Annotated in this window: 14 protein-coding genes and 1 pseudogene; 6 read left to right on the forward strand and 9 right to left on the reverse strand. The window is 61.2% G+C overall.

The genetic code is table 11. The features are described from left to right. Position 1: 1 nt before the first annotated feature. Positions 2-850, forward strand: a pseudogene (locus tag DSM107133_RS17900) (ABC transporter permease); the annotation flags it as partial. Positions 851-904: 54 nt separating this feature from the next. Here the strand turns inward: DSM107133_RS17900 and DSM107133_RS17905 are convergent. The 6 genes from DSM107133_RS17905 to dapE all read right to left on the reverse strand — a co-directional run bounded on the left by DSM107133_RS17905 (position 905) and on the right by dapE (position 7,465). Continuing rightward, positions 905-2,191, reverse strand: coding sequence for a lytic murein transglycosylase (locus DSM107133_RS17905; RefSeq protein WP_114291765.1), 1,287 nt, complete (start codon positions 2,189-2,191; stop codon positions 905-907). A gap of 75 nt (positions 2,192-2,266) precedes the next feature. Continuing rightward, complete coding sequence (locus DSM107133_RS17910; RefSeq protein ID WP_114291766.1) at positions 2,267-2,971, reverse strand: YafY family protein; 705 nt, start codon at positions 2,969-2,971, stop codon at positions 2,267-2,269. A gap of 51 nt (positions 2,972-3,022) precedes the next feature. Then, a complete protein-coding gene (gene rnr, locus DSM107133_RS17915) occupies positions 3,023-5,278 on the reverse strand; it encodes a ribonuclease R (RefSeq protein WP_114291767.1) in 2,256 nt (751 codons plus the stop codon). Positions 5,279-5,316: 38 nt separating this feature from the next. After that, positions 5,317-5,904, reverse strand: a complete 588-nt coding sequence (locus tag DSM107133_RS17920) for a TIGR04282 family arsenosugar biosynthesis glycosyltransferase (RefSeq protein WP_114291768.1) — start codon at positions 5,902-5,904, stop codon at positions 5,317-5,319. Further along, positions 5,901-6,323, reverse strand: a complete 423-nt coding sequence (locus tag DSM107133_RS17925; RefSeq protein WP_114291769.1) for a GNAT family N-acetyltransferase — start codon at positions 6,321-6,323, stop codon at positions 5,901-5,903. The genes DSM107133_RS17920 and DSM107133_RS17925 overlap by 4 nt, the downstream gene beginning before the upstream one ends. Continuing rightward, positions 6,320-7,465, reverse strand: a complete 1,146-nt coding sequence (gene dapE / locus DSM107133_RS17930; RefSeq protein ID WP_114291770.1) for a succinyl-diaminopimelate desuccinylase — start codon at positions 7,463-7,465, stop codon at positions 6,320-6,322. Before dapE ends, DSM107133_RS17925 begins: the two co-directional genes overlap by 4 nt. Positions 7,466-7,731: 266 nt before the next feature. On the opposite strand from dapE, the gene DSM107133_RS17935 reads away from it, so the two are divergent. From DSM107133_RS17935 to DSM107133_RS17945, 3 genes are all read left to right on the forward strand, one after another. Then, a complete protein-coding gene (locus DSM107133_RS17935; RefSeq protein ID WP_114291771.1) occupies positions 7,732-9,327 on the forward strand; it encodes a Hint domain-containing protein in 1,596 nt (531 codons plus the stop codon). A 2-nt stretch (positions 9,328-9,329) separates the two neighbouring features. After that, the gene (locus DSM107133_RS17940; protein WP_114291772.1) at positions 9,330-10,424 is read left to right on the forward strand and encodes a Hint domain-containing protein; all 1,095 of its coding nucleotides are present in this window, start codon (positions 9,330-9,332) and stop codon (positions 10,422-10,424) included. A gap of 66 nt (positions 10,425-10,490) precedes the next feature. After that, the gene (locus DSM107133_RS17945; RefSeq protein ID WP_114291773.1) at positions 10,491-11,543 is read left to right on the forward strand and encodes a transporter substrate-binding domain-containing protein; all 1,053 of its coding nucleotides are present in this window, start codon (positions 10,491-10,493) and stop codon (positions 11,541-11,543) included. On the opposite strand, the gene DSM107133_RS17950 is transcribed toward DSM107133_RS17945, so the two are convergent. From DSM107133_RS17950 to dapD, 3 genes are all read right to left on the reverse strand, one after another. Next, the gene (locus DSM107133_RS17950; RefSeq protein WP_114291857.1) at positions 11,540-11,884 is read right to left on the reverse strand and encodes a hypothetical protein; all 345 of its coding nucleotides are present in this window, start codon (positions 11,882-11,884) and stop codon (positions 11,540-11,542) included. The two genes, DSM107133_RS17945 and DSM107133_RS17950, sit on opposite strands and share 4 nt — an antisense overlap. Positions 11,885-11,946: 62 nt before the next feature. After that, positions 11,947-12,201 (reverse strand): GlsB/YeaQ/YmgE family stress response membrane protein, encoded by a 255-nt coding sequence (locus DSM107133_RS17955; RefSeq protein WP_114291774.1) that lies wholly within the window; start codon positions 12,199-12,201, stop codon positions 11,947-11,949. Positions 12,202-12,260: 59 nt separating this feature from the next. After that, positions 12,261-13,088, reverse strand: a complete 828-nt coding sequence (gene dapD / locus DSM107133_RS17960) for a 2,3,4,5-tetrahydropyridine-2,6-dicarboxylate N-succinyltransferase (protein ID WP_114291775.1) — start codon at positions 13,086-13,088, stop codon at positions 12,261-12,263. A gap of 152 nt (positions 13,089-13,240) precedes the next feature. On the opposite strand from dapD, the gene DSM107133_RS17965 reads away from it, so the two are divergent. Together DSM107133_RS17965 and DSM107133_RS17970 are read left to right on the forward strand one after the other, a co-directional pair. Next, positions 13,241-14,083: a TIGR00730 family Rossman fold protein gene (locus tag DSM107133_RS17965; RefSeq protein ID WP_114291858.1), complete on the forward strand. Its 843-nt coding sequence runs from the start codon at positions 13,241-13,243 to the stop codon at positions 14,081-14,083. 60 nt (positions 14,084-14,143) lie between these two features. Beyond that, entirely contained in the window at positions 14,144-14,515 is a 372-nt protein-coding gene (locus DSM107133_RS17970) for a DUF883 family protein (protein WP_114291776.1), read from the forward strand. Positions 14,516-14,519: the final 4 nt, after the last annotated feature.

The following is a 14,519-nucleotide window of genomic DNA, read 5'->3' on the forward strand; positions in this document are numbered from 1 at the left end:
GATCTGGTACTATTCCTTCCGCTTCATCTGCGCGCTGATCTTCATCTTTCTGATCACGCCGATCATCGTGGTGATGCCGCTCAGCTTCAACGCCGAGAACTTCTTTACCTTCACGCCGGAAATGCTGCGGCTGGACCCTGACGGTTATTCGCTGAAGCACTATCAGGACTTCTTTACCAACAACGAATGGCAGCGCAGCCTGAAAAACTCGCTGATCATCGCGCCCTTTGCCACCGTGATCTCGGTGTCGCTGGGCACGCTGGCGGCCATCGGTCTGTCGCAATCCCACGTCCCGTTCAAAGGAACGATTATGGCGATCCTGATCTCGCCAATGATCGTACCGTTGATCATCTCTGCGACCGGCATGTTCTTTTTCTACTCAACTCTGGGCAACTGGCTGGAAACGACCCTGGGGCTCGACAAGAACTTTGTCGGATACGTCAAGGTCATCCTCGCCCACGCGGTGCTTGGCATCCCCTTCGTGATCATCACCGTCACGGCCACGCTGGTCGGCTTTGACCGCTCGCTGACCCGCGCGGCGGCCAACATGGGCGCCAACCCGGTCACTACTTTCTTCCGCGTGCAAATGCCGCTGATCCTGCCCGGCGTGATCTCGGGCGGCCTCTTCGCCTTTATCACCTCCTTTGACGAAGTCGTTGTTGTCCTCTTTGTCGGCTCCGCCGGCCAGAAAACGCTGCCCTGGCAGATGTTCACCGGCCTGCGCGAACAGATCAGCCCGACGATCCTCGCGGTCGCCACGCTTCTGGTCGGTATCTCGATCATTCTGCTGACCGTGGTCGAACTGCTGCGCCGTCGCTCGGAACGTCTGCGCGGCATCGTCGAAAGCTAAACTTCTTTTGGCCTAAAATATCCCGAGGTCCGGGGCAGCGCCCCGGTCCTGCCCCTACCCGCCACGCAAGCGCTCAAGCAAACGCAGCGACGCATAGCCATCCGGCACAATCCCCTTAGACAATTGATACCGCCGCACCGCGTCCACCGTCAGCGGACCGATCTTGGCGTCAATCTTGTGCGTATCAAACCCTTGCGCCGTCAGCCGTTCCTGAAGCTCAATTCGCTCGGCAAACGTCAGCACCCGATCACCGCGCGGCCAGTTTGCGCGTATCGCAGCACCACCCCGAATGCGATCAGCCAGATAACCGACCCCGATCACATAGGCATCGGCGGTGTTATAGGCCTCGATGACCTCGAAATTATCAAACACCAGGAAAGCGGCCCCTTCGGCCCCCGCAGGCAGCAGAACTGCCGCCGGCCCATGGTCCGGCACCGGCCCGCCGACGCCTTTCACCCCCAAGCCTGCCCAGACCGAGGGCAGCTTGGTGATCTCGCGGTTGGCTTGCGTGTAATCAAACCCCTCAGGCAGCGTCACCTCGACGCCCCAGGGCATACCTGTCTGCCAGCCGTGGTGTTTCAGATAGGCCGCCGTCGACGCCAGGGCATCCGTCGGATCGTCGGACCAGATGTCACGCTTGCCGTCGCCGGTGAAGTCCACCGCATGGGCCAGAAACGATGTGGGCATGAACTGGGTATGCCCCATCGCCCCCGCCCAACTGCCATTCATACGCGCGGCGGCCACGTCGCCATTCTCCAGAATCGTCAGCGCCGCCATCAGCTGTTCTTCAAAGAACGACGACCGCCGCGTGTCATAGGCCAGCGAGGCCAGGCTTTGCACCGTGCTGTTCGATCCGCGAAACCCGCCATAGGCGCTCTCCAGACCCCAGATCGCGGTCACCACGTATTTATCGACGCCGTATTTGGCCTCGATCCTGTCCAGCGTGGCGCCGTGTTTGCGCATCGCCTCCTGACCGTTGGCGATACGGGCGTCTGACACCGCGGTGTCCAGATAGTCCCAGATCGTCTTGGTAAACTCCGACTGGTTGCGGTCGCGCCGCACCACGTCCGCGTCAAAGGTGATGCCGGCAAAAGCGGCGTCCAGCGTGCTCTGCCGGATGCCTTTGGCCATGGCGCGCGGATAGAACCCTTTGATCCAGTCCTGAAAGCCTGCGTTCGACAGTGTTTCAGTCTCTGTGACAGGGGTTTCGCCCACGGTGGTGCCACTGGCTGATACCGCCGGTTGCGGACGCAAGACGGGCCGGATCGATGTTTCAGCCAGCACAATGCCGCCGAATCCGACGCCCAGCGCCGCTGCTGCTGACAGGGAAAGATACCGCATAGTGCCTCGATTCTCGCTGGTGTGGTCCGCGTGATTGGCCGCAGGTTAGCGGCAAAACCCGGCTGCCGAAAGCGGTCAGGGCAGACAGTGGCGTTCCTGATCGGCCCGGATCCGCTCAAGGTGCTGGCGCAGCAGCGCCACGCGGTGCGGTCGAAAGCTGGTGTCGGTGCGTTCCAGATCGCTCATCCGGTCCAGCCGGAACGTCCGGAAGTCCTGTCGCAGCAGGCACCAGGCCAACAGCACGTTGTTGTGGTCGAAATAGACGATCCCCAGCGGGCGCACGCTGCGTTCGGTCTGTCGCGCCTCGGCGTCGGAATAGGAAAACCGCACGCAAACCTCGTCCCAGGTGGCCGCGCGCAGCAGGCCCACGTCGATGGTGGGGGCGGCGGGGCGGTGGAACCGGTGCGCGTCCAGAATCGCATGTTTCAACCGGTGGGCCTGACGGGGCGGCACGCGCGCCTGAATTTTGACCAGCGCCGATTCCGCCGCTTTGGACAGTGCCGGATCGCCAATCACCGCCACATCGCGCAGGCCCAGCACCAGCGCCTCCAGTTCGTCATCCTCGAACCCCAGCGGTGGCAGTGTTGCGTCCTCGATCAAGGTAAAGCCAAAGCCTGCCTCGCCGTCGATCACAGCCCCCAACCCGCGCAACGCATCAATGTCACGGTACACGGTGCGCAAGGACACATCCATGTCGTCAGCCAGCTGCTGTGCCGTGACAGGCGGAGGCAGGCGACGCAAATGTTGCATCAATTGGAACAGGCGATGTGTACGGCTCATGCGCCAGTTATAACACAACTCCTGTCAGAAATTGACAGCAGACATTCGAATCTAACCGCGTTTCCGGCTGACCTTGCGTTTGATCTTGTCGGTTTTGCGTTTGCCCTTGGCCGCCTTGCGCCGTGGTGAACGACCTGCGGGTGAACGGCTGCCGCCTTGGGGCATTTTTTCCCCGTCAATCGTCAACAGCTCCAGCGCCACGCCCCCTGTGACCGGCGTGGCTTCGGTCAGGCGCGCGGTCACCCGTTGGCCGACACCGATGGTCAGGCCGGTGTCCGCCCCCATCAGCGTGCCCGCCTCGCGGTCAAAGTGGAAGAACTCGCGTCCCAGCGTGCGGATCGGCACCAGCCCGTCGGCACCGCTGTCGTCCAGTTTTACAAACGCGCCGAACTTGGCCACGCCGCTGATCCGTCCGGTGAATTCGTCGCCCACCCGTTCCGACAGGTAGGAAGCCAGATAGCGGTCGGTCGTGTCCCGTTCGGCGACCATCGACCGGCGTTCCGTGTCGGAAATATGTTGGCCTGTCTCTTCCAGCCGTTCGATGTCCTCGGGCTTCAGCCCGTCCTTTCCCCAGCCATGCGCCGTGACCAGCGCGCGGTGCACGATCAGATCGGCATAGCGGCGAATGGGCGAGGTGAAGTGCGCGTAATTGCGCAAGGCCAGACCAAAGTGGCCAAAGTTCTGCGGCCCGTAATAGGCTTGCATCATTGACCGCAGGGTCGAGATGTTGATCAACTCGGCATCCTCGGACCCCGCAGCAGAGTTCAGCAGGTTGTTCAGATGCGCGGTTTTCAACACCTGCCCCTTGGCCAGCGGAAACCCTGCCTCAAGCGCGATTTCACGCAGGGCGTTCAGCTTTTCGGGGCTGGGTTCTTCGTGGACGCGGAACAGCAGCGGCTGTTTCTTGGCGATCAGGGTCTCGGCGGCGGCGACGTTGGCCAGCACCATGAATTCCTCGATCAGACGGTGGGCATCCAGCCGTTCCTTGAAGTTGACAGAGCTGACGGTGCCGTCGTCTTCCAGCACGATCTGCCGTTCGGGCAGGTCCAGCTCCAGCGGCTGACGCAAATGGCGTGCTTTGACCAAAGCGGCATAGGCGTCATAGAGGGGCTGCAAAACAGGCTCTAACAAGGGACCGCACCGGTCGTTGGGGTTGCCGTCAATGGCTGCCTGCACTTCTTCGTAGTTTAGCGACGCGGGTGACCGCATCAGACCGCGCACGAACTTGTGGCTCAGCTTTTCGCCCTGCGCGTCGATCTGCATCCGCACGGCGATACAGGCACGCGGCACGCCCTCGTGCAGGCTGCACAGGTCGCCGGACAGACGGTCGGGCAACATCGGCACCACGCGGTCGGGGAAATAGGTCGAGTTGCCGCGCTTGCGCGCCTCGCGGTCCAGCGCCGAACCGGGCGTGACATAGGCCGCCACATCCGCAATCGCGACCCAGATGATATGGCCGCCCTTGTTCTTGGGATCATCGTCGGCATGGGCATAGCAGGCGTCGTCGTGGTCGCGCGCATCCCACGGGTCGATGGTGATCAGCGGCATGTCGCGCAGGTCCTCGCGGCCTTTCAGGCCCATCGGCTTCATCGCGTCGGCCTCGGCGATCACCTCGTCGGGGAAATCATCGGGGATGCCGTGCTGGCGGATGGCGATCAGCGACACAGCCTTGGGCGCAGACGGATCGCCCAGCCGTTCCACAATGCGCGCACGCGGCAGGCCCATGCGGGCGGGGCCGGCCAGTTCCGCCTCGACCAGCTCGCCGTCCTTGGCGCCACCCGTGGCGTCGGATGGCACCTGCCATTCCTTGTCGGCGCCCTTGTCCACGGGCAGGATACGCCCGCCTTCGGCTGTTTTGCGGAACACGCCTAGGATCTTCTTGGGGTTGCTGCCAACCCGCCGGATCATCCGCGCCTCGTAATTGTGATCCTCTGCCGTCACCACGGTCAGGCGCGCCAGAATACGGTCGCCTTCGCCCAGCGCCGGATCGGATGCGCGGGTGATCATCAGCACCACGGGTTCTACCCCCGTGCCGTGCCATTCAAGGGGCCGCGCGAACAGGTCGCCGTTGCTGTCAGGGGCCAGCACCTGCAAGATGCTGACGGGTGGCAAGCGGTCGGGGTCCTGATAGGTCTTTTTGCGCTTTTCCAGATGACCTTCGTCTTCCAGTTCGCGCAGCAGGCGTTTCAGGTCGATCCGAGCCGCGCCTTTGATCCCGAAGGCCTTGGCGATGTCACGCTTGGCGGTCAGGGTCGGATTGGCGGCAATCCAGTCGAGGATCTCGGGTTTTGAAGGTATACGGCTCATACCTCCGAGGTAGCACGGGCATGAGGCAGCGTCATCGGCTATTTATCGTGTCCGGCGCGGGGCAGATCGGCGGCGGAGTCCACATCTTGCAGGGTCGCGATCTGGGCAATGCGCAGGCCGGACAGCGTGGCGCGGGTGTCGGCCAGCGCGTGTTCGGTGGACCAGCGGACGCCGTGGAACAGCCCGCGCGGCAAGGGGTGCGCGCGGCGCAGGCCGATCAGCCAGTAGCCGCCATCGTGGGCGGGGCCAAAGACGGCGTCGTGATCGCCCAGCGCCTTGAACGCTTGGGCGATGTGCGCGCGGGTGATGCCCGGCACGTCAGCCCCGATCACACAGACCGGGCCGCCCGCGCGTGCCATCATCCGCGCCATCCGGTCGCCCAGATCGCCCTGCCCCTGCGGCCAGCGCGGCAGATGCGCGGGCCAGACGCGGCTGGTCATACCTGCGCGGTCGGGGGCGACGGCCAGAACCGTGGTCCAGCGCGGATCGTCGATGGTGCGCAGCAGGCGGCGGACCTGATGGCGGAACCACCATGCAGCGGCGGTCATGCCAATGTCGCGGCCAAGCCGGGTTTTCACCCGCCCCGCACGCGGCTCTTTGACCATGACCACCAGGGTGGGGGTCACAGGGTCAGTTCCATGTCGCGGTGGCGAATGCCCGCGTCCAGATAGACAGGCCCATAGGCGGAAAATCCCAGCTTTTCATAGAAAGGAATCGCATATTCCTGCGATCCCAGCTTGGCCCGTGTCACGCCCGCCTGATCCCGCACCACATCCAGCGCTGCGCGGATCAGAGCGGCCCCAAGGCCCGTACCGCGCTGGTCTTTCAGCACGCAGACGCGGCCGATCTTGGCCGTGTCGTCCAACAGGATGATCCGCGCCGACCCGACCGGACGACCCGCATCGGTGGCAAGGATATGCAGCGCGTCCTCATCCAGATCGTCGATCTCGTCCGCCTCGGGCACCTGTTGCTCTTCAATGAACACCGTGCGTCGCAAGGCGCGGCAGGCGTCAATATCGCGGGTCGTGGCAATCTGGACCGTCATGCGAAATAGTCACGCAGGATGCGGGCATAGATCGCCTTGAGCTGGTGGATATGTTCGATGCGCACGTGTTCGTCCACCTGGTGCATCGACTGCCCGACCAGACCGAATTCGACAACCGGGCAGTGATTCTTGACAAAGCGCGCGTCCGAAGTGCCGCCGGTGGTGGACAGGACCGGCTTGACCCCGGTTTCCGCCTCGACCGCCGTGCTGATCAGCGTCGACAGGTCACCGGGCGGTGTCAGGAAGGCCTCGCCCGAAACCTTGATGCGCAGGTCGATTTTCACGCCGAATTCTTCGACGACCTGGTCCACATTCTCTTGCAGCCACAAGCTGAGGCTGTCGCCCGAGTGGATGTCGTTGAACCGGATGTTGACGCAGGCAGAGCAGGTCGCCGGAATCACATTGGTGGCGGGGTTGCCGGTGTCCACTGTGACAACGGCCAGCGTCGAGGGGTCAAAATGGTCGGTCCCCTCGTCCAGCGGATAGCTGGCCAGCCGGTCCATCAGCCGCACCATTGCCGGCAGCGGGTTCAGCGCGCGGTGGGGATAGGCGGAATGACCCTGTTTTCCGGTCACGTCGAACCACGCGGTCATTGATCCACGACGGCCAATCTTCATCATGTCGCCCATGGTCTCGGGGCAGGTCGGTTCGCCCACCAGACAGACGGTCATCGCCTCGCCTTGTGCATCCATGTAATCCAGCAGCGCAGTGGTGCCGTCCACCGCGTCAGCTTCTTCATCGCCGGTGATGGCCAAAATCACCGCGCCATCGGGCGGCGTATCCTGAACAAAATCAATGGCCGCTGCGGCAAAGGCGGCAACGCCCGATTTCATATCCGTGGTGCCGCGCCCGTACATCACGCCTTCGACAACTTCGGCGGAGAACGGGGGATGCGTCCACGCGCCTGTATCACCCACGGGCACCACATCGGTGTGCCCGTTAAAGCCGAAGGTGCGCGCGTGGCCCTTGTCGCCCCAGCGGGCAAACAGATTGCGAATGCCGCCGCGATCGGCCCATGACACCGCGAAACCGGCCTGTGACAGCACGTCAGACAGCACATCCAGCGCCCCTTCGTCGGCTGGCGTGACAGAGGCGCATTTGACCAGCTCAGCGGTCAGATCAACGGGATCAATGGGAGGCATTTGGTTTCCTTTGGTCAACGATACTGCGCGGCGATCACAGAATTGTGGCGAAATCGGCACAAAACCGCGCTCTTTACATGGAGTTTTTGTTAACAAACTCCAAAAATACATGCTAGGCTTGCGGCAATAACATGACCCGAGGCAGGGCATTCAGCAGTACCGCCATCAACGTATGGCACAAACATGCAAAAACCGCATGGCGTAATGGGCACAGGATAACTGTGCGCTGCTGATTGATCTGTCTCGCTTAAGGGCAAGAGGCAGACATGGCTATAGCAAGCGAACTTCCCATCCAGACGGTGCGCGAAGGTACAGACGCCACGGATATGGCGCAAACCATCTTTGGCGATGGCGTCACGGTGTATGGGGCAACCTATACCGGAGACCGCGATTCTGCCGGTATCTATACCAACGGCGATAGTGTCTCGCCCGGCGCCACCCCCAGCGACACCGGCGTGATTCTGTCCACAGGCAACGCGCAGGATTACACCTCCGGGAGCTGGTGGGGGGGCACAAACACGAACACCTCGACAAACACTTCGACCAACACATCCGGTCGCAACAATAACAGCGATTTTAACGAACAGGCGGGCACACGCACCTATGATGCGGCCTGGCTGGACGTCGATTTTGTGCCCACCGGCGACGTGATGACGATGCAGTTTGTGTTTTCATCCGAAGAATATCCCGAGTTCCAGAATTCGGTCTATCAGGACTTTGTCGGCGTCTGGATCAACGGCCAGTTTGTCGAAATGACGATTGGCAATGGCGACACCGACCCCGGCAACGTGAACGAAACCAATAACCAGAACATGTATCTGGACAACTCGAATGACGACTACAACACCGAGATGGACGGGTTGACCATCACGATGACCCTGACAATTCCGGTGAACGCAGGCCAGTTGAACAGCATTCGCATCGGCATCGCGGACGTGTCGGACGCCAACTACGATTCAAACCTGCTGATCGCTGCGAATTCGGTGCAGACGCAACTGGTGGCCAACACCGACGACGCGCATGTGGCCCCCGATGGCACCAAGATCGTCGATGTGCTGGCCAATGACATCAACAACGGTGCCGGCAGTCTGACCATCACCCATATCAACAACATGGCCGTGGTGGCCGGTCAGACCGTCACCCTGCCCACAGGCCAGCAGGTGATGCTGAACGCCGACGGCACGCTGACGCTGATTGGTGATGGCGACGCTGAAGATTTCAACTTTACCTATGAGATCGACAACGGCGACAATACCGATATCGGCTATGTCAACGTCAGTTCGATCCCCTGTTTTGTTGCCGGAACCATGATTGCAACTCCGCAAGGCGAGGCGCGGGTCGAGGATCTGGTGCCCGGCGATCTGGTGATGACACAAGACGACGGTGCCCAGCCCTTGCGCTGGATCGGACAACGCACCGTGGCGGCGGCGGGAAAATTTGCGCCTATCTGCGTGCGCGCCAATACCTTTGGCAGCCACCGCGAATTGCTGGTCTCGCCTGAACACCGCATCCTGATCCGCGACAGTCTGGCCGAACTGCTCTTCGGCGAGTCCGAAGTGCTGGTCGCCGCCAAGGACCTGGTGAACGACCGTTCCGTGCGCGCGCGTGCGGGGGGCGAGGTGACCTATGTCCATCTGATGTTCGACAGGCATCAGGTGGTGTTTTCGGAAGGGCTGGCAACAGAGTCTTTCCTGCCCGGACCGCAGACCGAGAAGAGCTTTGAAAAAGACATCCTCGACGAGATCTGCGCCCTGTTCCCCGAACTCGACCCGGCAACCGGGCAGGGCTATTCGCCCGCCGCGCGCCGGACATTGAAACACTTTGAAGCGGACCTGTGGCGCCGCGCACAAAAGGTCGCCTGATTATGGCTTGGATTGCACTACTCGACACCCGCGAAGGCCGCTTTTGCGCCAATGGGCTGGGGCTTGATCACCACGACGCACCGCAATGCGATATGGCCGACGAGGCGATGCTGACACGCGGCAGCCTGATGCTGGAAACGCGGATGTCACCCGATGGCCGGCCGCAGGAACTGTTCGGCTTTTCCGCAGGCCATCCCTGGCCGCGCAGCCTGACGTTTCAGGCCATTCCCGGCGGCGGAATCTCGATGGTGCACAGCCACGACAGTACGGTTGTACACGGCGCAATCCGGCGCAAGACCTTTGCGCGTACCGATGTGCTGCGCGTGACCTATGCCTGGGACACCGCAACCAACTGGGCGCGTCTGTCGATCGAAGAACCCGAGCAGGGCGAAGTTCTGAGCGTGCCGATCAAAGACCCCAAGCCGTTTCTGGTGTCGGACTTGCGCGAATTGATCCTGGGCCAGACCGACCGCGTATTGGCACAGGATGTGATCTTTGCCGCCGTGTCGACCCGGATTGAACCCATCGGCCCGATGCCGTCGCTGGACCCGTCGGTTATGGCCGCGACGCCGGAAGGCTATCGTCCGGTGGGCGAATTGCAGCGCGGCGATACGGTGATGACCGAACAGTCGGGTGTCGTGCCGGTGCTGCACCGCATCGACCGCACCGTGCCTGCGCGCGGCAGCTTTTCCCCCGTCCGCCTGCGGGCGCCCTATTTCGATCTGCAACAGGACATCATCGTTGCCCCCGATCAACGGCTGGTTCTGCGCGGGTCGGATGTTGAATATCTGTTCAACCAGCAGGCCGTTCTGGTCCCCGCGCGCCACCTTATGAACGGGCACGCCGCGCATCCAGCGCCCAGCGGGCCGGTGATCACCTATACGCAGCTGTTGCTGCCGGGCCATGAAACCCTGCTGACCGCAGGCACATGGGCCGAAAGCCTGTATATCGGGCGCCTGCGCCGCAAAAACGACCTGTTGAACAACAGCGTATTGCGTGATGTCGAACGTATAACCCTGCCAGAACACGGAAAACCGGCCTTTCCGGTGCTAAAATGGTTCGAAGCTGTCACTTTGACGGATCAACGCGCCGCTTGACGCTTGCGCACCCTTGCAGGGTCAAAAGCCTTGCATTAACCCCGTTGGAAATAATGGGGTTAGGGGATGATCCGTAATTTTCTTGCGATCTTGTTCGCCTGCTGCCTTTTGTCCGAGGCCGCAGCCCAGGAGCTGTCGATTGCCACTGTCACACGGCCACCATTTTCCATGGTCGTGGACGGTAAGGATACCGGATTCTCCATTGACCTGTGGCACGAGATTGCCGCCAAGCTGGGCCGCCCCTATCAGTTTGTGCGTTACGACAGTTTTGGCGATATGCTGGACAGCGTAAAGACCGGGACCTCTGATGCGGCCATCGCCAATATCTCGATCACGGCGCGCCGCGAGCTTGATATGGATTTTTCCCAGCCGATCTTTGCCTCGGGTCTGCAAATCATGGTGCATCCCCAAGCGGGCAGCGGCGCGTCGATCTGGTCTGCGCTGATGTCGTGGGATCTGGTGATTGCCATTCTGGGTGCCTTTGCCCTGCTTCTGGCCGGTGGCATGTTGATGTGGCATTTTGAAAAGCGTTCGCAGGAATATTTTGACAAACCACTGCGGCAGGCGATCTTTCCGTCATTCTGGTGGGCGCTGAACCTTGTGGTCAACGGCGGGTTCGAGGAACGGATGCCGCGCAGCCCCTTTGGTCGTGTGTTCGGCGTGTTGTTGGTGATTTCGTCGCTGTTCATCGTGTCGTTGTTCGTGGCGCATATCACAGCCGCCATGACGGTCGATGCAATCAACGGGTCTGTCGGATCAATCAATGATCTTTATGGCAAACGCGTTGGCACCATCGAGGGCAGTACCGCGCAGGTGTTTATGGACGCGCGCGAATTGCGCTCGGAGGGGTCACCCGATCTGGCCTCCCTGATCGAGAAGTTCGAGACCAACCAACTGGACGCCGTCGTTTTTGATGCACCGGTGCTGGCCTATTACGTCAACACTGCCGGTGCAGGTCTGGCAGAACTGACCGGATCTGTATTCAAAGGCGAGAACTATGGCATTGCGCTGCCCACCAACAGTGCGCTGCGCGAAGACATCAATCAGGTACTGCTGAGCCTGCGCGAAGACGGCACCTATGCCACTCTCTATCGCAACTGGTTTGGCGAAGCGCACTAAAGCTTGTCGTAAAAGGGCGTGACCTGCGCCACGATCACCGCGTTTTCGTCCAACGCCTGTTGCATCAGCGCGCGCTCTTCGTCGTCGATCTCGTGGCCTTCTTCCTCGCGCTCGGCCAGGGTGCCGTAGCCTGTAACGTCCAGCGGCGCGGTGTCTGCCTGCTTCAGGATCGCCACGGTTTCGCGCACGGCTTCGGCCTCGTCCACGCCACTGGCAAAGCACATCAGCGCAGCGCCGGTCGCCTTGTCGGGCAACCCGTCGCCCTTTTTGCGGCCGATCTGAACCAGCAGCGTATAGACCTGCTGACGCGAGGGTTTCTTGGTTTTTTTGATATCAGACATGAAAAGGGCCACCGCATGAAGATGCGGCAGCCCTAACGTGTTCTTGCCGTCCTGAAAAGGGTTCAGGCGCGGCCGCGGATCAACCGGGTGACCCAGATCAGCAGGCAGGCGCCAAACACAGCCACAATCAGTTGGCCGATCCAGCCGACCAGCGTGCTGCCGACGATTGTCACCAGCAAGAAGTTGGCGACGATCGCGCCAACGATCCCCAGACCGATGTTTGCCAGCAAGCCCATGTTCGAGTTCATGATCTTTTCGGCAATCCACCCCGCAAGGGCCCCGACGATAATCGCCGCAAACCAACCCAATCCTGTCATCTTGTCTCTCCAATGTGTTGTGTTGGAGAGACAACAGACAGCGGGTCCTTTTGGTTCCCTCAGTCGCGCAGCAGCTCGTTGATCGAGGTCTTCGAGCGTGTTTTCGCATCGACCTTTTTCACGATCACGGCGCAATACAGGCTGACGTTGTTCTTGGACGGCAGCGTGCCTGCCACAACGACCGAACCCGCAGGCACTTCGCCATAGGTGACTTCACCGGTTTCGCGGTCCACGATCTTGGTCGACTGGCCGATGAACACGCCCATGCCCAGAACCGAGCCTTCGCGCACGATGCAGCCTTCGACAACCTCGGACCGCGCCCCGATAAAGCAGTTGTCCTCGATGATGGTCGGACCCGCCTGCATGGGCTCCAGGACGCCGCCGATACCGACACCACCCGACAGGTGGACGTTCTTGCCGATCTGCGCACAGCTGCCGACGGTTGCCCATGTGTCAACCATGGTGCCCTCGTCCACATAGGCGCCAAGGTTCACGAATGACGGCATCAGCACCACGCCGGGTGCGATGAACGCCGACTTACGCACCACACAGTTGGGCACCGCGCGGAAACCCGCGGCTTTCCACTGGTTGTCGCCCCAGCCTTTGAACTTGCTGTCAACCTTGTCCCACCAGCCGCCGCCCTGGGGGCCGCCGTCCTGCTGTTCCATGTCCTTGATGCGGAAACCCAACAGAACCGCCTTTTTGGCCCACTGGTTCACATGCCACGACCCGTCAGCCTGTTTTTCGGCAACGCGCAGCTTGCCGCTGTCCAGCGCGTTCAGCGTGTCTTCGATGGCTTCGCGCGTTTCACCAGTGGTTGCGGGGGTGATGCTGTCGCGGGTTTCCCATGCAGCTTCGATAGAGGATTCAAGTTGGGCATTGGACATGGTGTAAATTCCAGAGTTGGGACATTTCAGCCCCTTTACCGTCTGAGCCGCTTTCACGCAATGCACGCGGGCGACGCTTTGGCGCCCAAAATCGCGTGGCCAATGCCGCCAAACCCATGCATGTTGACCACAACACCACACCGGAGACAGGCATGACCAAATCTGCACACCACCCGCTGCGCCACGCAGGCAGCGACCGTTCCAAGGCAAAAGAAGTTCCAGACACGCCGCAAACGCGCTCGTCTGCCTACCATCTTGCCTTTACAGACGACGATTTCCTGTGCCGCGAGGAACTGCGCCCTGTCCGGTTGCAGCTGGAGTTGATGAAAACCACGCTGATGCTGGATGAACAGGGGATCAAATCGACGATTGTCCTGTTCGGCGGCGCGCGCATCCCATCGCCTGCAAAAAAGGAAACCGCCCGCACCAAAACGCTGGCCGACCTGTCGCATTTCTATGACGTTGCCCGGGATTTCGCCCGTCAGGTGACGCTAAAGTCGATGGAATACAACGGTCAGGAAAACGTTATTGTCACTGGCGGTGGCCCCGGCGTGATGGAAGCCGGCAACCGTGGCGCGCAAGAGGCAGGCGGCAAGTCGATCGGTCTGAACATCGTTCTGCCGCACGAACAGGCCCCGAACGAATATGTCACCCCCGAGCTGTGCTTCAACTTTCACTACTTTGCCATTCGCAAGATGCACTTTCTGATGCGCGCCCGCGCCATCTGCGTGTTTCCGGGCGGGTTCGGCACGCTGGACGAGATGTTCGAAACACTGACCCTGATCCAGACCGGACGCATGGAGCGCGTGCCCTTCCTGCTGTTCGGGCGGACGTTCTGGGAAAAGATCATCAACTGGGACGCGCTGGCCGATGCGGGCACCATCTCGGCCGAGGATCTGAACCTGTTCCGCTTTGTCGAAACCGCAGAAGAAGCGGTCGAGGTGATCGAGAACTGGGAGACGACCAAGCCGCGCGACTCAATTCCCGGACGTTAAACGGAACCTGTCGCTGTTCGGCTGCGTTGTGGTGGTGAAACTGGAATTCAGGAGGCCAACATGTCTAATGCACTTGCTTCGACCAAAGCCAAACTTCACGCCACGGACAGTTCGGACGTGTCCGCACAAATTGACGTAATCCGCTCCGACATCGCGGAACTGACAACATTGCTGGGCCAACTGGCCACCGACAGCAAGAACGAGGCCGCGTCGCGTGTAAAACAAAGCGCGAAAGACCTGAAGCAATCGGCTTCGGATCAGGCGACATATGCCCGCGTCCGCGCCGTCGAAGCTGGTGAGCACGCTCAAGAACTGGCCGAGGAATATTACGGTCAGGCGGAAGACGCGGTGCGAAAGCAACCCGCGCTGGCCGTTGGAATAGCGGCCGGCGTCGGATTTCTTGTGGGCCTTATGGCCACACGCCGGTCGTAAACGC

This window comes from Pseudosulfitobacter sp. DSM 107133, from assembly GCF_022788695.1.
In the GTDB taxonomy this organism is placed as follows: Bacteria; Pseudomonadota; Alphaproteobacteria; order Rhodobacterales; family Rhodobacteraceae; genus Pseudosulfitobacter.